This window comes from Rhodovulum marinum, assembly GCF_004343075.1.
Taxonomy (GTDB): domain Bacteria; phylum Pseudomonadota; class Alphaproteobacteria; order Rhodobacterales; family Rhodobacteraceae; genus Rhodovulum; species Rhodovulum marinum.
Genome location: NZ_SLXP01000003.1, coordinates 351,716 through 374,218 on the forward strand (window position 1 = coordinate 351,716; position 22,503 = coordinate 374,218).

The 22,503-nt window shown below is 67.3% G+C and carries 26 protein-coding genes; 8 read left to right on the top strand and 18 right to left on the bottom strand.

Annotated elements, in window-relative coordinates; all coding sequences use genetic code 11:
• Window positions 1–188 precede the first annotated feature (188 nt).
• From EV662_RS07660 to phnC, 5 genes are all read right to left on the bottom strand, one after another.
• Entirely contained in the window at window positions 189–806 is a 618-nt protein-coding gene (locus EV662_RS07660) for an LbetaH domain-containing protein (protein ID WP_132461558.1), read from the bottom strand.
• Window positions 807–841: 35 nt separating this feature from the next.
• Complete coding sequence (phnE, locus tag EV662_RS07665) at window positions 842–2,146, bottom strand: phosphonate ABC transporter, permease protein PhnE (RefSeq protein WP_132461559.1); 1,305 nt, start codon at window positions 2,144–2,146, stop codon at window positions 842–844.
• Window positions 2,143–3,018: a phosphonate ABC transporter, permease protein PhnE gene (gene phnE / locus EV662_RS07670; protein WP_132461560.1), complete on the bottom strand. Its 876-nt coding sequence runs from the start codon at window positions 3,016–3,018 to the stop codon at window positions 2,143–2,145. Before phnE (EV662_RS07670) ends, phnE (EV662_RS07665) begins: the two co-directional genes overlap by 4 nt.
• A gap of 69 nt (window positions 3,019–3,087) precedes the next feature.
• Window positions 3,088–3,990 carry a phosphonate ABC transporter substrate-binding protein gene (gene phnD / locus EV662_RS07675; RefSeq protein WP_132461561.1) on the bottom strand — a complete coding sequence of 301 codons (903 nt, stop codon included), beginning with the start codon at window positions 3,988–3,990 and terminating at the stop codon, window positions 3,088–3,090.
• Between the two features lie 61 nt (window positions 3,991–4,051).
• Window positions 4,052–4,867 (bottom strand): phosphonate ABC transporter ATP-binding protein, encoded by an 816-nt coding sequence (phnC, locus tag EV662_RS07680; RefSeq protein ID WP_132461562.1) that lies wholly within the window; start codon window positions 4,865–4,867, stop codon window positions 4,052–4,054.
• 158 nt (window positions 4,868–5,025) lie between these two features.
• Between phnC and EV662_RS07685 the strand changes: the two genes are divergently transcribed.
• Complete coding sequence (locus tag EV662_RS07685; protein ID WP_132461563.1) at window positions 5,026–5,523, top strand: flavin reductase family protein; 498 nt, start codon at window positions 5,026–5,028, stop codon at window positions 5,521–5,523.
• Between the two features lie 22 nt (window positions 5,524–5,545).
• Here EV662_RS07685 and EV662_RS07690 read toward each other — a convergent pair whose 3' ends face one another.
• The 12 genes from EV662_RS07690 to EV662_RS07745 all read right to left on the bottom strand — a co-directional run bounded on the left by EV662_RS07690 (window position 5,546) and on the right by EV662_RS07745 (window position 16,038).
• A complete protein-coding gene (locus EV662_RS07690) occupies window positions 5,546–5,770 on the bottom strand; it encodes an antitoxin Xre-like helix-turn-helix domain-containing protein (RefSeq protein WP_132461564.1) in 225 nt (74 codons plus the stop codon).
• Window positions 5,771–6,012: 242 nt separating this feature from the next.
• Window positions 6,013–7,278, bottom strand: coding sequence for an NAD(P)/FAD-dependent oxidoreductase (locus tag EV662_RS07695; RefSeq protein ID WP_132461565.1), 1,266 nt, complete (start codon window positions 7,276–7,278; stop codon window positions 6,013–6,015).
• Window positions 7,279–7,335: 57 nt separating this feature from the next.
• Complete coding sequence (locus EV662_RS07700; RefSeq protein ID WP_132461566.1) at window positions 7,336–8,052, bottom strand: c-type cytochrome; 717 nt, start codon at window positions 8,050–8,052, stop codon at window positions 7,336–7,338.
• Window positions 8,053–8,258: 206 nt separating this feature from the next.
• Window positions 8,259–9,293, bottom strand: a complete 1,035-nt coding sequence (locus EV662_RS07705) for a c-type cytochrome (protein WP_132461567.1) — start codon at window positions 9,291–9,293, stop codon at window positions 8,259–8,261.
• Complete coding sequence (soxC, locus tag EV662_RS07710) at window positions 9,277–10,545, bottom strand: sulfite dehydrogenase (protein ID WP_132461600.1); 1,269 nt, start codon at window positions 10,543–10,545, stop codon at window positions 9,277–9,279. Before soxC ends, EV662_RS07705 begins: the two co-directional genes overlap by 17 nt.
• A 47-nt stretch (window positions 10,546–10,592) precedes the next feature.
• Window positions 10,593–12,284 (bottom strand): thiosulfohydrolase SoxB, encoded by a 1,692-nt coding sequence (soxB, locus tag EV662_RS07715; RefSeq protein ID WP_132461568.1) that lies wholly within the window; start codon window positions 12,282–12,284, stop codon window positions 10,593–10,595.
• 106 nt (window positions 12,285–12,390) lie between these two features.
• The gene (soxA, locus tag EV662_RS07720; RefSeq protein WP_132461569.1) at window positions 12,391–13,248 is read right to left on the bottom strand and encodes a sulfur oxidation c-type cytochrome SoxA; all 858 of its coding nucleotides are present in this window, start codon (window positions 13,246–13,248) and stop codon (window positions 12,391–12,393) included.
• Between the two features lie 31 nt (window positions 13,249–13,279).
• The gene (gene soxZ, locus EV662_RS07725) at window positions 13,280–13,609 is read right to left on the bottom strand and encodes a thiosulfate oxidation carrier complex protein SoxZ (RefSeq protein WP_132461570.1); all 330 of its coding nucleotides are present in this window, start codon (window positions 13,607–13,609) and stop codon (window positions 13,280–13,282) included.
• Window positions 13,610–13,629: 20 nt separating this feature from the next.
• Window positions 13,630–14,049, bottom strand: coding sequence for a thiosulfate oxidation carrier protein SoxY (soxY, locus tag EV662_RS07730; protein ID WP_132461571.1), 420 nt, complete (start codon window positions 14,047–14,049; stop codon window positions 13,630–13,632).
• Between the two features lie 39 nt (window positions 14,050–14,088).
• Complete coding sequence (soxX, locus tag EV662_RS07735; protein ID WP_132461572.1) at window positions 14,089–14,565, bottom strand: sulfur oxidation c-type cytochrome SoxX; 477 nt, start codon at window positions 14,563–14,565, stop codon at window positions 14,089–14,091.
• A gap of 145 nt (window positions 14,566–14,710) precedes the next feature.
• On the bottom strand, window positions 14,711–15,277 hold the full coding sequence (locus EV662_RS07740; protein WP_132461573.1) for a thioredoxin family protein: 567 nt from the start codon (window positions 15,275–15,277) through the stop codon (window positions 14,711–14,713).
• 23 nt (window positions 15,278–15,300) lie between these two features.
• Entirely contained in the window at window positions 15,301–16,038 is a 738-nt protein-coding gene (locus EV662_RS07745) for a cytochrome c biogenesis CcdA family protein (protein ID WP_132461574.1), read from the bottom strand.
• A gap of 67 nt (window positions 16,039–16,105) precedes the next feature.
• On the opposite strand from EV662_RS07745, the gene EV662_RS07750 reads away from it, so the two are divergent.
• The 5 genes from EV662_RS07750 (at window position 16,106) to EV662_RS07770 (ending at window position 19,213) form a co-directional block, all read left to right on the top strand.
• Complete coding sequence (locus EV662_RS07750; RefSeq protein ID WP_132461575.1) at window positions 16,106–16,507, top strand: thioredoxin domain-containing protein; 402 nt, start codon at window positions 16,106–16,108, stop codon at window positions 16,505–16,507.
• Complete coding sequence (locus tag EV662_RS07755; protein WP_207903599.1) at window positions 16,504–16,998, top strand: GlcG/HbpS family heme-binding protein; 495 nt, start codon at window positions 16,504–16,506, stop codon at window positions 16,996–16,998. The genes EV662_RS07750 and EV662_RS07755 overlap by 4 nt, the downstream gene beginning before the upstream one ends.
• Window positions 16,999–17,087: 89 nt before the next feature.
• A complete protein-coding gene (locus EV662_RS07760; protein WP_243695804.1) occupies window positions 17,088–17,411 on the top strand; it encodes an ArsR/SmtB family transcription factor in 324 nt (107 codons plus the stop codon).
• A 45-nt stretch (window positions 17,412–17,456) separates the two neighbouring features.
• Window positions 17,457–18,503 (top strand): YeeE/YedE family protein, encoded by a 1,047-nt coding sequence (locus EV662_RS07765; protein WP_132461577.1) that lies wholly within the window; start codon window positions 17,457–17,459, stop codon window positions 18,501–18,503.
• A complete protein-coding gene (locus EV662_RS07770; RefSeq protein WP_243695799.1) occupies window positions 18,500–19,213 on the top strand; it encodes a heparan-alpha-glucosaminide N-acetyltransferase in 714 nt (237 codons plus the stop codon). Before EV662_RS07765 ends, EV662_RS07770 begins: the two co-directional genes overlap by 4 nt.
• A gap of 126 nt (window positions 19,214–19,339) precedes the next feature.
• Here EV662_RS07770 and EV662_RS07775 read toward each other — a convergent pair whose 3' ends face one another.
• A complete protein-coding gene (locus tag EV662_RS07775) occupies window positions 19,340–20,290 on the bottom strand; it encodes an MBL fold metallo-hydrolase (protein ID WP_132461578.1) in 951 nt (316 codons plus the stop codon).
• A 525-nt stretch (window positions 20,291–20,815) separates the two neighbouring features.
• Here EV662_RS07775 and EV662_RS07780 point away from each other — a divergent pair.
• Together EV662_RS07780 and EV662_RS07785 are read left to right on the top strand one after the other, a co-directional pair.
• Complete coding sequence (locus tag EV662_RS07780) at window positions 20,816–21,391, top strand: hypothetical protein (RefSeq protein WP_132461579.1); 576 nt, start codon at window positions 20,816–20,818, stop codon at window positions 21,389–21,391.
• Window positions 21,392–21,415: 24 nt separating this feature from the next.
• Window positions 21,416–22,503: HAMP domain-containing protein (locus tag EV662_RS07785; protein ID WP_132461580.1), on the top strand; the 1,088-nt coding region annotated here is incomplete at its 3' end.

Genomic DNA, 22,503 nt, shown 5'->3' on the forward strand with positions numbered 1-22,503 from the left:
CACGCCGTTCACAGAATGGACACAGGCTTGTTTCCCCAATGTCATACTTGATCGGTATCGTCGGGTCATTGGTGAGAGCCGGTGGAAACATCGGTTTCAGGATTGCGCCTTCGGGCAACCGATCATTCGAGACGGTCCTGTGACCAGTATCGGGGGCGGCCCGCCCGGGCTGCCCCTTTTTCCCGGCCTCACCCGCCGTATTTCGACAGGAAGTCCATCACGCTCAGCGCCCGGAAATCGTCCAGCGCGGCGCGCAGCGCGTCATGGTCCCAATCCCACCAGGCCAGCCCGATCAGGCGGTCCGCGATATCGTCGGCGAACCGCGCGCGCATGGGCCGCGCGGGCACCCCCGCGACGATCGCATAGGCGGGCACGTCGCGCGTGACCACCGCGCCCGCCGCGATCACCGCGCCATGGCCCACCGTCACCTCTGGCCGGATGATGGCGCCATGCCCGATCCAGGTGTCGTGGCCGATGGTGGCGCGGCGCGCGTGGCGATGGGCAAAGAACGCCGCGTCGCGCGCCGCATCGTCCCAGTAATCGTCCGAGCGGTACTGGAAATGGTGCAGGCTGGCGCGTTCCATCGGGTGATCGGTCGGCCCGATCCGGGCGAAACTGGCGATATTGGCGAACTTGCCGATATCGGCATTCGCGATATCGGCATAGCGGTCGCAATAGGAATAATCCCCAAGCACCGAATGCGCGATCCGCGCCCCCTGCCCGATCTCGACATAGGCGCCCAGCGTGCTGTCGGTGATCGTGGCATCGGGATGCAGGAACGGGGTCTCGGCGCTCAGGCGTGACATGATCTCTCCTTGTGCAAAGGGGGTGTCGGGCGCCGTCAGCGCCCCTTGATAAGCCGGCGGCGCAGGATACCCGAGAGCCAGTCCATCAGCATCACCATCGCCAGGATCAGCAGGATGTAATAGCTGACCTCCTCCCAGTCCTTCTGGGTGATGATCGCCTGCGTCAGCAACAGACCGATACCGCCCCCGGTGATCGCCCCGATGATCGTGGCGCTGCGGGTGTTCGATTCCAGGAAATACAGCACCTGCGACAGCAGGATCGGCGTGATCTGCGGGATGACCCCGAACCGGTACCGGCTGGCCATGGGCGCGCCCGTCGACTGCACCCCCTCGATCTGGCGCTCGTCGACGTTTTCCAGCGCCTCCGAGAACATCTTGCCGAAACTGCCCGTGTCGGTCAGCAGGATCGCCAGCGCCCCGGTCAGCGGACCGGGGCCGAAGGCCCGCGCCAGAACGATAGTCCAGATCAGCGCGTCCACCCCCCGGACGAAATCGAACACCCGCCGCACCGCGAAACGGATCGCCATAACCGGCGTGAAATTCCGCGCCGCAAGGAACGCCAGCGGCAACGCCACCAGCGCCGCGCCCATCGTGCCCAGGAACGCCATCAGGACCGTCTCGAAGATCGCCCAGGCCACCTCGCCATGGCGCCACATCGGGTTGCCCCAGAAATCCGCCCAGGCCCCGGCCAGGTTTTCGCGCGCGGGGTCGATCCGGGGACCGGCCACGATATCGACCAGCCCATGACCGTGATAGGGGCTGTCGAGCGAGAAAAAGAACAGCTCCCACCCCGCGAAATAACGGAACACCTCGGTCCGGTTGCGGGTCACCGAAACCCGCCCCGCCTCGGTGGTGATCGCCAGCCGGTTCTTCGAAACGCTGATCCAGTCGGGCAGCTCGTTGCCCAGGTTGGTCACGACGCCCCGCGACGCGGTCGGCATCGCCTCGATCACGCCATAACCGGGGATGTCATAGCGCATTCCCCGGTCGGTATAGATCACGACATGCCCGCGCCCCAGGTCGATCACCGTCTCCTCGCCCAGCGTCACCCAATCGGGCGCCTCGCCCGGCGGATAGGTGCCCTTGCGCTCGCCCTCGATGGCGATGGTCACCTCGCCCGAGCGGTTGTCGCGCGTCACATGGGTCTTGTAGCTATAGCTGTCGGCCACCAGCGCGCGGGCATTGTCCATCCGCGCCCGCTCGGCCAGCCCCGGAATGTCGAAGGCAAAGGTGACGTAGACCAGGTACAGCAGCACCAGCGCCGGCAGCCGGACGGCAAACAGGCGTTTCGACAGGATCAGTTCCGTCGCCTCGGCCTTGAGCGTCGCGGTGTCGGTCATGGCGCGCCCCTCCCCCGGGTCAGGCGGTCGCGGTACTGGCTGGACAGCTGGTCGAAAAAGACGATCGCCCCGAACAGCAGCAGGAAGATCGCCGCCGCCTCGTCGAACTTGCCCTGCCCCCAGGATATCGCGTTCTTCAGCTCGTAGCCGATGCCGCCCGCCCCCACGAAGCCGAGGATCGCCGAGGCGCGGATGTTGATCTCGAACCGCAACAGCGCATAGCTCAGATAGTTCGGCGCGACCTGCGGCATCACCCCCAGCCCCATCCGCTGGATCCAGCTGGCGCCGACCGATTCCAGCCCCTCGACCGGCTTCAGGTCGGCGTTCTCGTTCACCTCGGAAAACAGCTTGCCCAGCGCGCCGCCGGTGTGAAACGCGATGGCGATCATCGCGGGCACCGGCCCGCCCCCCAGCACGAAGATCAGCACCAGCGCGATCACGATCTCGGGGATCGCGCGCATGACATCCATGATCCGCCGGAACAGCGGGATCAGCCGCGGGAACCGCGCCAGACCGCGCGTCGACAACAGCGACAGAACCAACCCCGCCAGCGCGCCGACCAGCGTGGACACCGCGGCGATGTTGATCGTTTCCACCAGCGCCGGGAAGAACTTCACCAGGTGCCCGGGCAAAAGTGCGGCCTTCTCGACCGCCTCGCCGATCACCTGCGCGGGAAAGGCAAAGATGTTGTGCAGCCCGTCCCGGAACCCGCCCGCGTTGCGGTCGTCGGCCACCTGGAACCCCGCCGCCATCAGCGCGACGAAGACGATCAGCAAGACACCCGAATAGGCCCGCCGGCGCCGGGTCAGCGCCATGTAGTCCGCACGGATATCCGGCACGGCCGGCCCGCCGGCGTTGGAAAGCTCTGTCATGACGACGCCCCGGAAACGGATCGGCGGGCCCGGCACCGTGACCGGACCCGCCCGACGGCCCTGCTGGCCTCAGTTCGACTTGGCGCGGCGCGCCTCGATGATCGAGAGATAGGCGTCGTGGCCGATCGGCATGAAGCCCTTCGAGTCGCCCGCCGCCACCTGATAGTAGCACTCGTAATCCATCGCCGGCATCGAGGCCATCAGCGCGGTCATCTGCACCTTGACGTTCTCGGGCAGCGCCTTGCGCAGCACGATCGGCCCTTCCGGGATCGGCTTCGACCGCCAGATTTCGACGAGGTCGTTCATGTCGATCAGCCCCGCATCGACCGCCTTCCTGAGCGCGCCCGAGTTATAGCCGTCCTCCCAGTTGCCCAGCCCATCGGCCCAGGTCACGCCGCCATCCACGTCACCATTGGCCACCGCCACGATGGTCTGCTCGTGCCCGCCGGTGAACACCACGTCGCCGAAGAAATCGCCGGGCTGCATCGAGGCGCCGGTCTCGGCCGGGATCTCGATCGACGGGATCAGGTAGCCCGAGGTCGAGTTCGGATCGCCAAAGCCGAACACCTTGCCCTTCATGTCGGCCAGCGAGGCGATGCCGCTGTCCTTGCGGGCGAAACCGATGGAATGATAGCCATAGCCGCCGTCGACATTGACCTTCACCAGCACCGGCTCGACCGCCTCGGGGTCTTCCAGATAGGTCTTGGCGTACCCGCTCGCGCCCAGCCAGGCCATGTCGATGGTCCCGCCCAGCAGCCCCTGGATCACCCCGTTGTAATCCGCGGGCGCGAACAGCTTGGTCTCGACGCCCAGCAATTCCTCGGTCTTGGCGCGCAGGCACTCGTTCGAATTCAGCCGGTCCTGCGCGTTCTCGCCGCCCAGGATGCCGATGCGGAACTCGGTGATCTCCTGGGCCATGGCCGGGCCGACAAGGACGGTGGTGGCCGCAAGGGCCGCGATCAGGGTCTTCATCGTCTCACTCTCCTGTATGATGCCACGCCCCGCGCGGGGACGCGGCGGAAAACCGTGGAACTCAAAGCAGCTCGGTCTCTTTCGCACGGGCGGGCCGATCCAGCCGCGCAAGCGAGGTCGAGGTCGCCGCCTCGCTGAACGAGGCATCGGCGCCATAGATGTCGCGGGCGACACCGGTGGTCAGCTGTTCGGGCGTCCCGTCGAACACGATCCGCCCGTCGCGCATCCCGATCACCCGGTCGCAATAGCGCCGCGCGGTATCCAGCGTGTGCAGGTTCGCGATCACCATGCGCCCGTCCTCCTCGTGGATGCGGCGCAGCGCATCCATCACCACCTGGGCGTTCATCGGGTCGAGGCTGGCGATGGGCTCGTCCGCCAGGATGATCTGCGGGTCCTGCATCAGGGCGCGCGCGATGGCCACGCGCTGCTGCTGCCCCCCCGACAGCGCCTCGGCGCGCTTGGCCGCCTGTTCGGCGATGCCCAGCCGATCCAGGATGTCGATGGCGCGGTGGATGTCCTCGGCCGGGTACAGGTTGAAAAAGGTCGCCAGGGCCGACCGCCGGTTCAGCGTGCCATGCAGCACGTTCGACACCACGTCCATCCGCGGCACCAGGTTGAACTGCTGAAAGATCATCGCGCAGTCCGATTGCCAGGCGCGTTTTTCCGCGCCCTTCAGCGCCAGCACATCCCGCCCCCGGAACCGGATCGCGCCGGTCGTTGCGTCGGTCAGCCGGTTGACCATGCGCAGAAAGGTCGACTTGCCCGCGCCCGACCGCCCGATGATCCCGATGAACCCGGGCCGCTCCACGGCAAAGCTGACCCGGTCGACGGCACGGGTCGCGCCGAATTCCTTGGTCACGTTCTCCACGTCCAGCATCGTCAAGCCCCTCGCGCCCCGCATGCGGCTGCCTAGCGTCGGGCTGCGACGCCCATGTTTCGGTTTTCTGAAGCTTTCGTGACGGCCCGGGGCGGTTGCCGCCGCCCGCCATCTGGCGCATGCTCGCGCCCCGAAACAATCGAGAGGACCCCCGCGCGATGGAGCGATTCACCCCCGGCCCCGCGACCCAGCGGCAGTACCGCGATGCGCTCGGCTGTTTCGCAACCGGCGTGACGGTGGTCACCGTCGCGGGCCCGGACGGGCCGGTGGGCCTGACCGCGAACAGCTTTTCCTCGGTGTCGCTGGACCCGCCGCTGATCCTCTGGTCGCCCGCCCGCGGCTCGCGCCGCTTCGATGCGATGACCGCGGCCGACCGCTTTGCCGTCCACGTCCTCGGCGCGGGCGAACAGGCGCTCGCCGACCGCTTCGCGCGCTCGGGCGGGGCGTTCGACGGGCTGGCGATGGACCCGGCCGAGGACGCCCCACCGCTGATCGACGAGGGCTGGATCGCGCGGTTTCTCTGCACCCGCGTGGCCCTGCATGACGCGGGCGATCACGCCATCGTCGTGGGCCGGGTGGACCAGGTGGCCCGCCGCGAAGGGCCGCCGCTGGTGTTTGCCGGCGGCGCCTATGGCGATTTCAGCCCGGCCGGGTGATCCCGCGCGGCCGCGCAAAGCTTCAGTCGGCCAGGGCCCCGGTGATGTTCAGACTGCGCTTGATCCGGCGCAGCGAGGATGGCGTGACGCCGAAATAGCGCGCCATTTCATGGTCGCTCAGACCGTAACCCGCCATCGCGCGCAACGCCGCGTCGGGCACGGGCCCCAGCTTGCCGCGGATCAGGCGATGCCCCTCCAGGCAGGCCCGGCACACCGTCCGGGCGCGTAGGTCGCGTGTCATGCTCATGTGGCTGGCTCCTCCCGAACCAGTTGCTCGCCGTAAAGTTGTATCATGATTCTTGGCCGGCGGCACCGGCTTTCCCGGTGTGGGCCGATCCTACCACACTCCACGCCGCCCGGCGGCCCGCGCGCCACGGCGCACCGGTTTCCGGCAACAAGCCGCCGAACACCGCCCCGCCCGGACCGCAGGCAAAGGCCCGGGCGGGATTTCCCCGCCCGGGCCGCATCGCTCGGGTCGCCTTGCGCCGATCAGCCGAACATGTCGGTGGTGATCCCCGCGTACCAGCCCAGGCTTTCCTCGTAGGTCGCCTTGCGCAGCGCCGCGTCCTCGCCGGTCTGGCTGACGAACCCGTCCACCTTGGCGATCTTCTCGTCCGTCGGCGCGTACGAGGCGCCCACCTTGACCCCGTCATCGGTGTCGATCAGCGACCAGCAGGTGTTCGAGTATTTCGCCGGGAAGGCCCGCGACCCGGTCAGCGCGGCGCGCACCTGCATCGCCGCCACCTTGGCGTGGCTGTTGGCCGAAAAGCCCGATTTCGGCATGTCGCCCGCGATGGTGGCGTCGCCCAGCACATAGACGTTCTCGTCCACCCGGCTTTGCATCGTGGCCGGCACGATCGGGCAGAACCCGCTGTCGTCGGTCAGCCCCATCGCCTCGGCGATATGGCCCGCCTTCTGCGCCGGGATCACGTTGCAGACATCCACCTTCTCGACGCTGCCGTCGATATCGACCTCCATCGTGTCGGGGTTCACCGACACGTTCGCCCCGCCGAAATCGGGTCCGATACGCTCGACCATGCCGGGGTAATGCTTCTGCCAGCCCTCCTCGAACAGCGCCTGTTTCGAAAAGCTTTCCTTGGGGTCGACGATCAGGATCTTGGCGGTCGGATTCGACGCCTTCAGCACATGCGCCACCATCGAGATGCGCTCGTAGGGTCCGGGCGGGCAGCGATAGGGGTTGGGGGGCGCCACCATGCAGAACCGGCCGCCCTCGGGCATCGCCTCGATCTGCGCCTTCAGCAACTGCGTCTGGCTGCCCGCCTTCCAGGAATGGGGCATCTTGTTCTGCGCCGAGATATCCCAGCCCGGCACCGCCCCGTCGACGAAATCGATCCCCGGCGACACGATCAGCTTGTCATAGGACATGCTGTGCCCGCCCGCCGTCGTCACCGTCCTCGCGTCGCGATCCACGCCCACAACCCAGTCATGGACGACATTCACCCCGTAACCCGAGGCCAGCGTGCCATAGCTGTGCCCGATCGAGGCAAAGTCGCGGAAGCCGCCGATATAGAGGTTCGAGAAGAAGCAGGTGTAATAGGTGCGCGTCGGTTCGATCAGCGTGACGTCGATCGCGCCCGCGCTGTCCTTGGCGATGTATCGCGCCGCCGTAGCCCCCCCCGCGCCACCGCCCACGATCACCACGCGCGGCCGCGCCTGTCCGATCACCCTCGGCGCCGACAGCGCGGCCCCGACCGCAAGGCCGGTGCCGAGAAAACTTCGTCTGTTCAGTGTCATCCAGCTTTCCTCCCATGAAAGATCGCGCGTTTCCAATGTCGCGATGGCGGCGGCGCGCTATTGCGTTAGCGTGCCGAAATAGGCGGCAAGCGCGGCGATTTCCTCGTCGGTCAGACGGCTTGCCATCATCTGCATCACCGGATGCGGGCGCAGCTTCTGCTTGTAGGCATGCATCGCCAGCACGAAGTTCTTTTCCGGCCACAGCGTGATCGACGGAATCCCCCGGTCCGACCCGTCCTGCTGGTGGCAGGTCTGGCATTCGCTGGCCAGGTACTCGCCATAGGCCGGGTCGCCGACGATTGCCAAGGTGTCCTCGGACAACTGCGGCAGGTCCGCCCGCGCGGTCGGCGGGGCCTCGGGGATGTTCGACGGCTTGGCCGAGAAATCCCGCAGGAAGGCCAGCAGGTCGGCACGCTCCTGCGCGTCCTCCAGCCCGTCGAAACTCATCCGCGTGCGCGACACCAGCGCGGCGGGATGCTCGATATAGGCGTCCAGCGTCTTCAGCGTCCAGACCAGCCCGTCACGCCCCATGCGCTGCATGGATTGCGAATAGGGGAACCCCTCGACCGACGCGGCACGGCGCCCGAAAATGCCGGTCAGGGGCGGACCGATCCCGATCTCGGCATCGGGGCCGATCTGGTGACAGCCGCTGCAGAACACCCAGACCTCGGCGCCGCGCTCGGCATCGCCGATCGGTTCGGCCCCCCCCTGGGCAAGTCCCGTCCCCGCCCCTCCCAAGGCGAGGACGAGAGCACATGCAAATGCCTCCCTCATGGGCGAAGTGTGCGATGGAATACCGGGCCGATCAAGAGAATCCTTCGCCGGACGCGCGATTTCCCGCCGCGCAGGCGGCCGGAATTGTTGAATTATTCCAGTTTGTTACAGCAGGCATCCCCGAACCCCCGCGCCGCGCCCCGGCCAACGAAAAAGGCGGCCCCGGAGGAAGGGGCCGCCAGCCAGTTCGGGAGGAGAAACCGGCTTTAGTTGAAGGTGCGCAGATAGGCGATGACCGCCTCGCGATCCTCTTCGGACCGCAGGCCCTGGAACGACATCCGCCCCTTGGCGATCACCGAGCGCGGGCTTTCCAGATAGGCGTCCAGCGTGTCGTGATCCCAGATCATGCCCTCTTCGGCGGCCTTGGCGATCGCGGGCGAATACTTGAACCCCTCCGCCTGCCCCACGGTGCGCCCCACCACCCCGTTCAGCACGGGGCCGACGCGGTGCCGGGCGTTCTCGCCGATCTGGTGACAGGACGAACACTGGCGGAACACCTTCTCGCCGGCGGCGACCAGCTTGGGATCGGGCATCGCGACGGGGGCGGCCTCCTGCTTGTCGGCGGCCTGCTTGATCGCCTCCTTCTCGGCGACGGCGTCCGCGGATTCCTCCTCGGGCGTCACGTCCAGGACGGCGGCGCGCATGGTGATCTCGACCGTGTCCTTGCAGTCGGTCATGCAGGGGGCCTGGCTGAACTGCGGATACTCGGTCTCGGCGCGGTCATCCACGATGAACCCGCCCGCGTTCGGCAGTTCGACCTCCAGGAAATTCTCCCGCGACAGCTCGAAATCGTCATCCACCAGGAAATTCGAGTACAGGATATAGGCCGTGATCGCGTAAACCTCGTCCGCGCTCAGGGTCTGCGCACCGCCGAAGGGCATCGAGCGGTGGACATAGTCGAACACCGTCGACAGATAGGGCCAGTAGGACCCCACCGTCTTGACCGGGTCGTCATTGGCCAGCGTCCCCTCGCCACCGGCCAGCTTCGGCCAGTTGTCGACGCCTTCGGCGAATTCGCCGTGGCACACCGCGCAATTCTCGGAAAACAGCATCTCGCCATCCGCGACCGTCCCCGACCCTTCGGGCAGGCCGGTGCCGTCGGGCGCCACGTCCAGGTTCCAGGCCGCGATCTCCTCGGGCAGCGCGGGGCGGCCCAGGCCGAACTTTTCCGCCAGCGCGGGGCTGACCGACAGCGTCGAGGCCAGCGCCGTCCCGATCACCAGATTACGAAACTTCGACATTTTCCGCCTCCCCGCTCTCCTTGACCCACCAGGTCTGGATGCAGTTGTTGTGATAGATCGAGTTCAGCCCGCGCACCTCGCGCAGCTGCGCCTTGGTCGGCTGCACGTACCCGGTGCTGTCCATCGCCCGGCTTTGCAGCAGCATTTCCGACCCGTCCCAGTCGATATCCAGGTAGAACCGCGACAACGCCATCGGTTGCCCCGGCTGGGCCAGCCGGGCCGTTTGCCACGTCTTGCCGCCATCGGTCGACACGTCCACCCGCTCGATCGCGCCGCGCCCCGACCAGGCCAGCCCCGTGATGACCAGCGGCCCGGGGCCGTGCTTGATCGGCGATTGCGGGCTGGGGCTGGTGATGACCGATTTCGCGTCCATCACCCAGGTCCACTTGCGCGACGTGCCATCGGCCAGCGTATCGGTGTATTTCGACGTCTCCTCGCGGCTTTCGATGGCCTGCGTCGTCACCTCGACCCGGCGCAGCCACTTGATCCACATGTTGCCTTCCCAGCCCGGCACCACCAGCCGCACGGGATAGCCATGTTCCTTGCGCAGCGCCTCGCCATTGGCCTTGAACGCGACCAGCACGTCGTCCATCGCCTTTTCCAGCGGCATCGACCGCCCGTTCGACGAGGCATCCGCCCCCTCGACGAAGATCCACTTGCCCTCGGGCTGCACCCCGGCCTCTTCCAGCAGGGTGCGCAGCGGCACGCCGGTATATTCCATGTTGTGGATCATGCCGTGGGTGAACTGCGCGCCGTTCAACTGCGCGCCCGCCCATTCCATGCCGGTATTGGCCGCGCATTCGCAGAAATAGACGTGGCTTTCCCGCGGGAACCGCTCCAGGTCCTCGTAGGTGAAGACCAGCGGCGTATCGACCAGCCCGTTGATCATCAGCCGGTAATCTTCCTTGCGCAGCTCGATCGCGCCCGAATGGTGCCGCTCGAAGGCACAGCCCTGCGGCGTGATCGTGCCGTCCAGCGCGTGGATCGGCGTGAAGTTGATCGACGAGATCACGTCCGCCGTCAGCCAGGGCACGTTGCGCCGGACCACGTCGGATTCGTATTCGATCGGCAGGCCATAGGGCACCGCGTCCACGCCGTCGCCCAGGCCCTGCGCCCAGGGTTGAATCTCGGTGATCAGCGGATCGGGCTCGGCGGCCCCCGCTGCCCCGCCCGCGGCGATGGCCCCGCCCGTGGCAAGCCCGGCCTTGATGAAGCCGCGCCGCGTCGTCGAGGGTTGTGACTGGTCGGTCATCTCTGCAACCTCCTCCTCGTCTCGTCTGGAAATCTCGCTCATCTCGCTCATGCCCCGCTGACCTGCACCGACTTGTTCGGATCGACCGAAACGGTGCCCTTGCGGGTGATGTAATCCTCGACCACCTGCCAGATCGGCGGGCCCTCGGTGCCCTCGTTGACGCTGGCCCAGCCCGACACGACATAGGTTTTCGCCGGGTCGATCGGCTCGCCCGTCTTCAACAGCGTCATGTTGGTGATGCGGCTGCCCTGCGGCTTGGACACGTCGATGTGGTATCCCATGCCGCCGACGCGCACCATGTCGCCGCCCTGCTGGTAATAGGGATCGGGGTTGAACAGGTTGTCGGCCACGTCCTCCAGGATGATGTGCAGCGTCTCGCCGGTCATCTCGGAGCGGTAGGCGTTCGGATAGCTCATCGAGGTCGCGTTGAAGAGATCCTCGCGCGTGATCGGTGCCCCCGGCAGCAGGCTGGGCCCCCAGCGGAACCCCGGCGAAAGGGCGATATCGGCCTCGCGCTCCTCGATCAGCGCGTTGCAGATCAGGTCGTCCCAGGTGCCGTTGAAATTGCCGCGCCGGTAGAGCAGGCTGTCCGTGGTGCCCAGCACCTCGTCCAGCTCGGCGGTATAGGGCGCGCGCTGCGCGTCGATCAGCGCGGTCATGTCCGCATCGGGCTCGATCACGTCCGAGAAGATCGGGATCAGCTTGTGGCGGAAGCCCATCATCCGGCCGTCGCGCACGTCCAGGTCCAGCCGGGTGACGAACTTGCCGTTCGACCCGCTGGCGATCAGCATCGTCTCGCCCACCAGCACCGGTTCGGGCAGCGCGTCATGGGTATGCCCGGTCAGGATCACGTCGATGCCGGGCACCTGGGCCGCCATCTTGCGGTCCACGTCGAACCCGTTGTGGGACAGCACCACCACCAGGTCGGCGCCGGCGTCGCGCACCTCCTGCACCACCTCGGCCATGCGTTCCTCGCGCACGCCGAAGGACAGGCCCGGGAACATCCATTTCGGGTTGGCGATGGGCAGGTAGGGGAAGGCCTGGCCGATCACCGCGATCTTGGCCCCGCCGCGTTCGAACATCTTGTAGGGCTCATAGGCCGGTTCGTCCCACTCGGCGTCGAAGATGTTGGCGCCCAGGAACGGGAAGGGCAGCGTGTCCACGATCTCGTTCACCCGGTCCACGCCGAAGGTGAATTCCCAGTGGCTGGTCATCGCGTCCGGCTTCAGCGCGTTCATCACGTTGACCATGTCCTGCCCGTCGGTCTTCAGCGACGTGTAGGACCCGTGCCAGGTGTCGCCGCCATCCAGCAACAGCGCATCGGGCCGGTCGGCGCGGATCGCGTTGACCACGGTCGCCACGCGGTCCAGCCCGCCCATCTTGCCATAGCCGCGGGCGAGCGAGACGAAATCGACATAGGTCAGCGCATAGGCCTCGGGGGTGCCGGGCGTCAGGTCGAACATCTTCAGGAAATCCGCGCCGGTCACATGCGGCGGTTTCCCGTTCACGGCGCCCACGCCAAGGTTGATCTCGGGTTCGCGGAACCAGATCGGCTTCAGCTGCGCGTGGATGTCGGTGACATGGATCAGCGTCACGTTGCCAAAGCTGTCGAACTGCAACAGCTGGTCCTGGGTCAGCGCCTGCTGGGCGGCAAGCCGCGCCCAGTTGCCGACGCCCGAGGCCCCGTAGACGGCCGAGGCCGCCACCGCTGCCTGCAGGAAATCCCTCCGCGAAATCATCGTCTCAGCGTCCTTTCCACGCGTTTCGCGGCAATCACATGCGCGAAACTGAATATTTCAGGGCGGAAAAAACCCGCGCCAGTCGGCCCGGCGCGGGTTTCCCGGATCAGTTGCGGACCGACGGCCCCTCGACCGACAGGCCGTTGCCGCGCGAGGCGACATACAGTTCCAACGCCACGAATTCCGGCGACCCGATGCCGAAGGGCACGCCGCGGGTGTCGCGGATGCAGCCCTTGAACCGGTCATGCACGGCGTTCAGGCGCGTGTTCTTCAGCCGGTAGGTCGGGAACCCGTTGGTCTGGCCCTGGCTCAGGTGGTCGGCCCGGATGTAGTTGTCATAGTTCTCTTCGTGGCAATTCGCGCAGGACAGCTCCAGCTGACCGTAGCGGGTATAGTAGATCTCCTTGCCCTTGGCCCAGGTCTCGGCCGCCGGCCCGTCGATCGCCACGTTCATCGGAATGCCCCGCGAAACGGACGCGATCAGCGCGGTCATGTTGACCATGTCGCCACCGATGTATTTCCATTCCTCGGCGCCCATCCGGTTCACCCGGCAGTCGTTGATCATCTGCTCAATGGTGCGCACCTCGCCCGCGCTTTCCACCCATTTCGGATAGACCGCGCGCACGCCCTTCATGCCCTCCTCGACCGCACCGTGGCAGTCGGCACAGGATTTCCCCTCGGACCCGTCGGCGGTTTCCCACACCGCCGCGGCCTCCTCAGCAAAGCCCATGCCGGGATTCTCGAAATCGTCCATCTCCAGCGCCTGGGTTTCCTTGGTGCGGAACGTCCAGCCCGAGCGGATCTCGTCGATGTTTTCCATGTGTTCGGGGGCGGCCGTCTTGGTGACGATCGGGATCTCCCCGTTGATGATCAGTTCCGCATCCGGATCGGCGCCCGCGGTCCCGGCGCTGATCGCCAGGGCCGCGGCGACGGCCGTCATCGTCTTGAACGACGCGTTCTTCATGCGTTTCCCTCCCTTGAAACGTGTCCCCGGATCAGGCGACCGCGATCGACTGCGTGTCTTCGTAGACAGAGCCGTCGTCGTCGTACCAGGTGAACTTCATGTCGCCCGCCTCGGGGATCATCGCCTCGAACTCGAAATACGGGTTGGTCGAGATCGCCGGGGCCAGTTCGACGTCGATCACGTTCTGGCCGTTGAACTCGACCGTGAAGCGGTTGATGATCGACCGCGGGATCAGGTTTCCGTCGCTGTCCTTGCGCTGGCCGCTTTCCATCTTGTGGCTGATCAGGGTCTTGATGACCACGGATTCGCCCGCCGCCGCCGATTTCGGGGCCTTCACGCGGGGCTTGACACCTTCTGCCATGTCTCTGTCCTCCTAAACGCTCAGCCGCCGCAGCCGCCGATGGTGACTTTCACGGTGTTCGACGCCTGCACGAAGCTGCCGTCGCCCATCTTGGCCACGGCGACCACGTCCTGGGTGCCGGCCAGCCGGATCCGGGTCGAGGCGCGCTGCGCACCGGCCAGCGGGCCGAACTTGAATGTGGCCACGCCCGGCGTCGGGTTGCCCGAGGCCAGAACCATGATCTCGACCGCGCCCGGGGCGTCGACCTCGATCGGCACGGTGTTGCCGTTCTCGGCGATCTCGGGGGTGGTCAGCGTGATCCCGCCCGACCCCACCGACGCGCCGCCGGTGAATTCGGCGATCTTGTCGTCGACCGCAGCCTTCGCCATCTTCGACGGCAGCATCAGCACGGCGGCGAAGCCGGCGCTGAGTGCGATCGCTCCTCGTCTCGTGAATTCCATGTCTCTACTCCTTTCGAGATGGGCCCCGCGCGGGGGCGCTCAGTCCTTGAGCGTCATCAGGTAGGCGACGACGTCCTCGATCTGCTGGGCCGACAAAAGCGGCTTGATCTCGCCCTCGATGGGCTTCGAGGTGAAACCCTCGCCCGGGCGGTTGAACCCGTCCACCTTGTAGTAGGCGGGCATCACGGTTCCCTCGAACACGTTCTTCGAATTGGTCAGGATCCCGCGGATCATCGCCTCGGGATAGCGGCTGGCCACGCCGTCCAGTTCCGGGCCGACCTCGCCGTGAAAGGGCACGTCCGACATCTCGGCGATCACGTGGCAGGACACGCAGTTGCCCTCGCTCTTGGTGCCGACGATCTTGCGGCCCGCGACCGGGTCGCCGGGTGTATCCGTCAGCGGCTTCGGCACGAAGCCGTACTCGTCGCGTTCAACATCGCCGGGGGCCACCTCGGCCGCCTGGGCCATGGTCAGGCCCGCGGCCAGGCAGAGGGCGCTTAGTGCAACCTTCTTCATCGTCAAGAATCCTCCCGTGTCTTCTCCCTGGGTCAAAACGTAGCGGATGTGTGCCGTCGCATGCAACAACGAATATAATTTTTTGCATACATTGGAACACCTGAATTTTCAGAGGTTTGCACCGCCGAAACCCGCATCTCAGATGTCAGTTACTTTCGCCCGCCAGCACCCGCGCGACGTATTTCTGGAAATGCTCGTCGCCCTCATAGCCCTTCTCCAGAACCCACTGGAGAAGCGCCCGCGTGGTGCCCTTGCCAAAGGCGCCGGGCATGGTCGCCACCGCCGCCTGCGCCGCGGTGCCGGTCTCGGGCGCGGTTTCGGGCATGAACATCATCGTGGGCGTGAAGAACACGCCCCAGCGCTGGGCCATTTCCTTTTCGGACAGGGCGGTGCCGTCGAAATCGGTCACCTCCACGTCGCCGAACAGGTTCATCTGCACGACGAAATAGTTCTCCTCGATCAGCGCCTCGATCTGCGGGTCGACGAACACCTCCTCGTGCATCTTCTTGCAGTAGATGCAGCCGCGCTGTTCCCAGATCACCAGCATGCGCTTGCCCTCGGCATTGGCCTCGGCCAGGTCCTCGGACATGTCCTTGAACGTGTCGCGCAGCCATTCGGGCTTGTGCAGGCCATCGTCGCCCATCGGCGAGGCGGCCAGCACCGGGGCGGCAAGCGCCATGAACCCGGCGGCAATAAGCGTGGTCAGTCTCATGTCTGTCCTCCCTTTTTCAAAGACTAGCCGATTCTCGTGAACCACGGGACGTGGTCGATCATGAATTGCGCGATATAGGCGACGGAATTCGTGGCGATCAGCACCGCGAACAGGATCAGCATGACCCCCATCACCTTTTCCACGTGGCCCAGGTATTTCCGGTTGCGCTGCATCCAGCGCAGGAACGGTTTCGCGAACGCCGCCGCCACCACGAAGGGCAGCGTCATCGCCAGCCCGTAGACCAGCAGCAGCAGCCCGCCGCGCAGCACGTCGCCCATGCCACTGGCCACCATCAGGATCGCCGCCAGCGCCGGGCCCACGCAGGGCGTCCAGCCGAACCCGAAGGCCAGCCCCATCATATAGGCGCCCAGGATCGTCGTGGGCTCGGCCTTCGATTCGATTCGCGCCTCGCGATACAGAAAGGGGATTCGCAACACCCCCAGGAAGTGCAGCCCGAACAGGAACAGGATCGCGGCCGCGACATAGGACAGCTCGTCCTTCCAGGCGCGGAACCCCTGCCCCAGCGCCGTCGCCCCCATGCCCAGCAGCACGAAGATCGACGTCACCCCCAGCGCGAAGAAAACCGCCGAAATCACCAGCCTGCGCACCGCGCCCGCGGGAATGTCGTCCTCGCCCCGCAGCTCGTTCATCGAGATGCCGGCCATGTAGCACAGGTAGAACGGAACGATCGGCAGGATGCAGGGTGACAGGAACGAAAGGATGCCCGCGATGGCAGCCCCGCCATACGAGATTTCCAGCATCGAGGCCCTCCCTTGCCGTGGATGCAAAAACAAATTACGATTTTTCTATGTAACGGGACAGCCTCGAATGAAACGAGTATTTGCCGCATTGCTTTGGGCGGGTGCCGCGACGCTCGCACTCACCGGTGCGGCGCGCGCCGAGCTTGTGCTCGCGATGTTCGAACGGGCGGGCTGCACCTATTGCATGGCCTGGGACAGGGAGATCGGGCCGATCTATCCGAAAACCACCGAGGGCGCGGTGGCGCCCCTGCGCCGGATCGACCTCGGGCAAAGGCTGCCCGAGGATATCGACCTGGTCAGCAAGCCGCAGTTCACGCCGACCTTCGTGCTGTTGCGCGACGGGGTCGAGGTGCAGCGGCTGGAGGGATACCCGGGAGAGGATTTCTTCTGGTGGCTGATCGGAGAGATGCTCAAGAAACAGCCCGAATGGGCGGAACACGGCAACGAAAAGGGAGGAGCCGAGGGATGATGAAGAAACTGGTTTTCGCCGTGGCGCTGGCGCTGCCCGCGGGCGGCGCGGCGGCACAGGACGCCTTCGTCGAGTTCAAGGCGCTCAAGCCCGAACTGGCGATCCGGGCCGCGGTGGCGGCGATGGACTATTGCCGGGCCGAGGGCTACCAGGTGGGCGTCGCGGTCACCGACCGCTTCGGCACGCTGCAGGCCTTCGTGCGCGACCGTTTCGCCGGCGCCCATGTCGAGGAAACCGCGCGGCGCAAGGCCTGGACCGCGGCCAGCTTCCGCACCGATACGCTGGCGCTCGGCGAATTGACCGCGCCGGGCACGATGTTCTCGGGTATCCGCGACCTGTCCCAGCCGCTGGCACTCGGCGGCGGGGTGATGATCGAACACGCGGGCTCCATCGTCGGCGCGATCGGCGTCTCGGGCGCGCCCGGGCCAGACCTCGACGACGACTGCGCCCGCCAGGGCATCGCCGCGATCCAGGAGGAGATGGGCTTCTGACGAAGCCCCCGAAGGGATGCATGGCAGCAGACATCGCCCATAGCGACGGCACCGCCCCGGACGGGGAAAACGGCATCCAGGCCGAGGACATGGTCCAGCATGCCGAAACCGCGTCCAGCTTTCTCAAGGCGCTCTCGCACGAGGGCCGCCTGATGATCCTGTGCCACCTGTCGACCGGCGAGAAATCGGTGACCGAACTGGAAACCCTGCTCGCCTCGCGCCAGGCCGCGGTCAGCCAGCAACTGGCCCGGCTCCGGCTCGAGGGGCTGGTGGCCTACCGCCGCGAGGGCAAGGCGATCTACTATTCGCTGGCCGACGAGCGCGCCCGGCGCATGCTGGAACTGATGCACGACATGTTCTGCAACGCACAGAACCCGCCGCCGGGACTGGCAGGCGGGCACGGACCGAAATAACATCCCGGGGCCGCCCCCATCGCGGCCCCGCGGCAGGGAGGACGGATGGACAGCATTCCCGTGGGCGCCTGGGCGGCGCTGATCGGACTGGTGACCGGCTGCGTGCTGGGTCTCGCGGCCCGGCTGGGCGAATTCTGCACGCTGGGCGCCATCGAAAGCGCGGTCTACGGCGACGATCAGCGCCGGCTGCGCACCTGGGGCGTGGTGCTGGGTACCGGCATCGCGGCGACCTACCTGCTGGCCGCGACGGGCCAGATCGACCTCGCCAAAACCCCCTACCACGCGATCGCATGGAACCCGCTGGCCAGCATCCTGGGCGGTGGGCTGTTCGGCTATGGCATGGCGCTGGCGGGCAATTGCGGCTTCGGCGCGCTCGCGCGCTTCGGCGGCGGCGATTTGCGCTCGCTGGTGGTGGTGGTGGTGATCTCGATCTTCGGCTTCGTGACCCTGTCGGGGCCGCTTTCGCCGCTGCGCGACTGGGCCTTCCCGCAAATCCCCGCGACCGAAATGCAGGGCTTCGCCCATCTGGCCGAACGCGCGCTGGGCCTGCCCGCGCTGCTCGTGGCGCTGGCCGTCGCGGCGGGCTTTCTCGCCTGGGGCCTGTCCCACGCCCCCCTGCGCGACGACCCGCGCCGCATCGGCTGGGGCGTGGCCGTGGGGCTTGCCATCGCGGGCGCGCTTTGGGGCATGACCTACCTGAACGACGTCAGCTTCGGCGCCGTCGATGTCGAGGGCCACACCTTCACCGCGCCACTCGGGCGCACGCTGATGTGGCTGATGACCTCGTCCGCGGGCGGGCTGTCCTTCTCGGTCGGCTCGGTGCTGGGCGTACTCCTGGGCGCCTGGATCGGATCGTGGCGCAAGGGCAGCTTCCGCTGGGAGGCCTGCGAGGACCCGCGCGAACTGGGCCGCCAGGTCGCGGGTGCGGCCCTGATGGGGATCGGCGGCGTGGTGGCGCTGGGCTGTTCCATCGGCCAGGGCGCGACCGCCTTCTCGACGCTGGCCTATTCCGCGCCGGTCACGCTGGCGGCGATCGCGGCGGGCGCGCTTTTGGGCCTCAAGCGGCTGATCGCCGGGTTCCAGCCGGATTGAGCGGGCGGGTCCATGCCGTCGACCTGGCCCGCAGCGCGGCCCTGCTGGGCATGGCGCTGTTCCACTTCACCTATGACCTGGAAATGTTCGGCCACCTGCCGCCCGGCACCGCCGTCTCGGGCGGCTGGCGCGTGCTGTCGATCGCGGTGGCGGGGTCGTTCCTGGTCCTCGCCGGCGTCAGCCTGCACCTCGCCCATGGGCACCGCCTGCGCCCCCGCGCCTTCCTGCGCCGCCTCGCGGTGATCGGCGCGGCGGCGGGGCTGGTCACGCTGGGCACGCGCGCGATGTTTCCCGACAGCTTCGTCTATTTCGGCATCCTGCATTCCATCGCCGTGGCCAGCGTGATCGGGCTGGCCTTCCTCCGCCTGCCCTGGGCGGTCACCCTCGCCGCCGCACTCGCCGTCCTCGCACTGCCCCGCCCCCTCGGCCCCGACTGGCCCTGGCTCGACTGGACCGGCCTGACCGCCACGCCCCGCTCCAGCGTCGATTTCGAACCGCTCTTCCCTTGGCTCGCGCCGTTCCTCGCCGGGCTGGCCCTCGCCACGCTCGCCTCCCGCACCGGCCTCTGGAACCGCTTGCGCCACCCCGCCCCGCCCGGCCCCGCGCTGCGCGCCCTCACCTGGCCCGGCCGGCACAGCCTCGCGATCTACCTCCTCCACCAGCCGATCCTGATCGCGCTGGTCTGGGCGGGCACCGCGCTGTCCCGATAGCCCCGCGCCCCCGCCGATGCCCCCCTTCCCGGGTTCTTCTTGGTCCAAGTACCCGGGGGGTCTGGGGGGCAAAGCCCCCCAGCCGATCGCCCCGGCGACAGCCGGGGCGAAACCCGGTACCGCGCCCTACCCCTGCAGCGCCGCCCACATCTCGCGGTCGCGCGCGGCCGTCCAGATGCGCGGCGTGTCGATCCCCCGCGCCTCGTCATAGGCGCGCGCCACGTTGAACGGCAGGCAATGCTCGTAGATCGCGTACTCGGCGAATTTCGGGTCGCATTCCGCCCGCACCGCCTGCCAGGCGTCTTTCAAGGACCCGCCGCGCGCCGCCACCCGCGCCGCCGGGCGATAGGTGCTGTCGATGAAATCGCGGGTATTGTCGATGGCGCGCGCCACCATCGCCTCGCCCACCAGCGCGTCGCCCCGCCCCGGCGCGATCGCCGCGGGCCGGAACCCGGCAATGGCGTCCAGCACCCGGCCCCAGTCCCCGAAATGCCCGTCCCCGCAATAGCAGGCCGAGCGGTCCTCGACGATGTCGCCGGTGAACATCACCTCGGCATCGGGCACCCAGACCACCGCGTCGCCCGCCGTGTGCGCCCGGCCCAGGTGCAGGATGTCCACCCGGCGCCGACCCAGCCAGACGCTCATCCGGTCGGTGAAGGTCGTGGTCGGCCAGGTCAGCCCGGGAATGCCCTCATGCCCCTGGAACAGCCGCGGAAAGCGGGCGAACTCGCTGTCCCAATCCTCCTGCCCCCGCTCGGCCACCATCGCGCGGGCCCGCTCCGACATGATGACCTGCACCTCGCCAAAGGCCGAGGCCCCCAGCACCCGCACCGCGTGGTAATGGGTCAGCACAAGGTGCGTGATCGGCTTGCCGGTCACGCGGCGGATCTCGGCGATCACCTTCCCGGCCAGCCGCGGCGTGGCCTGCGCCTCGATCACCATCACCGCGTCGTCGCCGATGATGACCCCCGAATTCGGGTCGCCCTCGGCGGTGAACGCCCACAGCCCCGGCCCGATCTCGGTGAAACTCGTCTGCTTCTCGGCCAGGTCCCCCCGGCTTGCGAACGCCTTGGACATGCGTGCCTCCCTATCCCTGTCGCGCGCCCGGCCGCGCACCACCACCCGGTCGCACCCTCCAGAAAACACCGCGTCCCGCCGCTGTCCAGCCTCCGTGGCCGCGCCCGGCCGGACCCCCACGCACGCCGCCCGGACCCAGGGCCCGGGGTGCTGCAAGATCACGCATTGCGTCCCGCCAACCGGGCCATTTCGCGACGGCGATTTCGCTAAAACTCTCGCGAAAGACCCCGCGCGGCCGCAGGCCCCGACGCCCGGTCCCCGCCGCGGCACGCGCCCCCGCCAAACCCGCGCCCGCCCCGGAAAGGTGCCGTTTTTCCACTTGGAATCAGAACACTGTGAAATCCACGCCGAACGACACGGGGGGGCACGACCCCCGCGAATCGGGCACCCCCGCCCCCGCCCTTCGTGTCCGCGCCCCCCGCGCCAGGCCCGCCGGCGTTAAGCGATCGGTAGGGGATTCGCCGTAGCCCTCGAATATCTGCGCCAGTTTCCGACGGCGCTGCCACGTTCATGGAAAGGAAACACATGGCCCGTCCGATTGCCAAACTCACCGCCCTCTTCGTGCTTGCGGCCTCGACCGCCCAGGCCGGCGAATTCGACACCCAGATGGCCGCCTATCTCGACTCCTCGGTGCGCGGCTGGGCCAGCGACCCCATCATCATCCAGGCCATCACCGCCCAGAACGCGACCACGGCCAGCTTCGACCAGGCCCAGATCGACGGGCTGGACACGTCCTGGCGCGCCCAGGTCGGCAGCTCGGACGCCTCGCTGATCGAACCGGTCATCACCGGCCCGGTCGCGGATTTCCTGCGCGCGAACATGGCCGCGGCCGGCGGCAAGATCACCGAGATCATCCTGATGGATGCCAAGGGTCTGAACGTCGCCGCCTCGGGCGTGACGTCCGACTACTGGCAGGGCGACGAGGCCAAGCATGCCGATACCTTCGGCGTGGGTCCAGATGCGGTGCATTTCGGCGACATCGAATTCGACGAATCCAGCCAGCGCTACCAGGCGCAGATCTCGTTCACGATCACCGATCCCGCCTCCGGCGCGCCGATCGGTGCAATGACCGTGGCCGTCGAAGGCGAAGCGTTCATGTAAGCCGTCCTCAACAGGAGACGACCAATGCAAGGTTCCAATCGAACGACCGGGTCGAGCCGCCTCAGCGGCTCGGTCTTCATCAAGGGCGCGGGCCTCGTGGCCGCAACGGCCATCCTGGTGGCCGCGATGGTCCTCACCGCCTCCACGCGCAGCGCCTACGGTATCGTCAAGGAACATCTCGCGAACCTCCTGACCGAGGTCTCGGTTTCCTATGCCGGGAACCTTGCCGGCCATCTCAAGTTCGGCAAACTCGATGCGGTCGAACCGGTGATTGCCGAATATGCCGAACGCTCGGGCGACCATTTCGTCCAGGTCGCCGTCTGGAACGCCGAGGGCGAACGCCTGCTGCGGTCCGGCACGGCAACGGCGGATCAATCCACGGCCATCGCGGACCTCGCGCGCAGGGCGCTGGAAACCGGCGAAATCGCGATCGACCGGAAAACGCTGACCGTCGGCGTGCCGGTGCTCTATGGCAACGGCACGACCGTGGGCGCCTTCGGCGCGGTCTGGACGTCCAAGGGCTTGATGTCGGAAATCGTCGCCAATTCCGCCCCCCTGATGTCGGTGGCCGGGGTGATTTTCCTGATGATGCTGGGCATCGCGACGGTGCTGCTGCGCCGGATGATCGGCGTGCCGCTCGACCGGGTGAGTGTTGCGATGAAAAAGGTCGCGGACGGCGCCTATGATGCCGAGATCCCGATGACCGACAATCACGACGAGGTCGGCATCATCGCCCGCAGCCTGGATGCCCTGCGCGACCGGCTGCAGCGCGCGGCCGCGGCCGACGCCGAACTGGACGGCGCGCGCGCCGCCCAGGCGCATGCGGTCGAACAGCTCGGCCGCGGTCTCAACGCGCTTGCCACGGGCGATCTGACCCACACGCTCGACCAGACCTTCGCCGCCGATTACGAGCAGTTGCGGCATGATTTCAACGCGACGGTTGCGACGTTGAACGAGATGCTGGCCTCGATCGTCGAGAACGCGACGGAGATCCACGCGCGTGCGGAAGAGATCGGGGGGGCGTCGGACGACCTGTCGCACCGGACCGAGAACCAGGCCGCGACGCTGGAGGAGACGGCGGCGGCGCTGGACGAGCTGACCGGTTCGGTGCG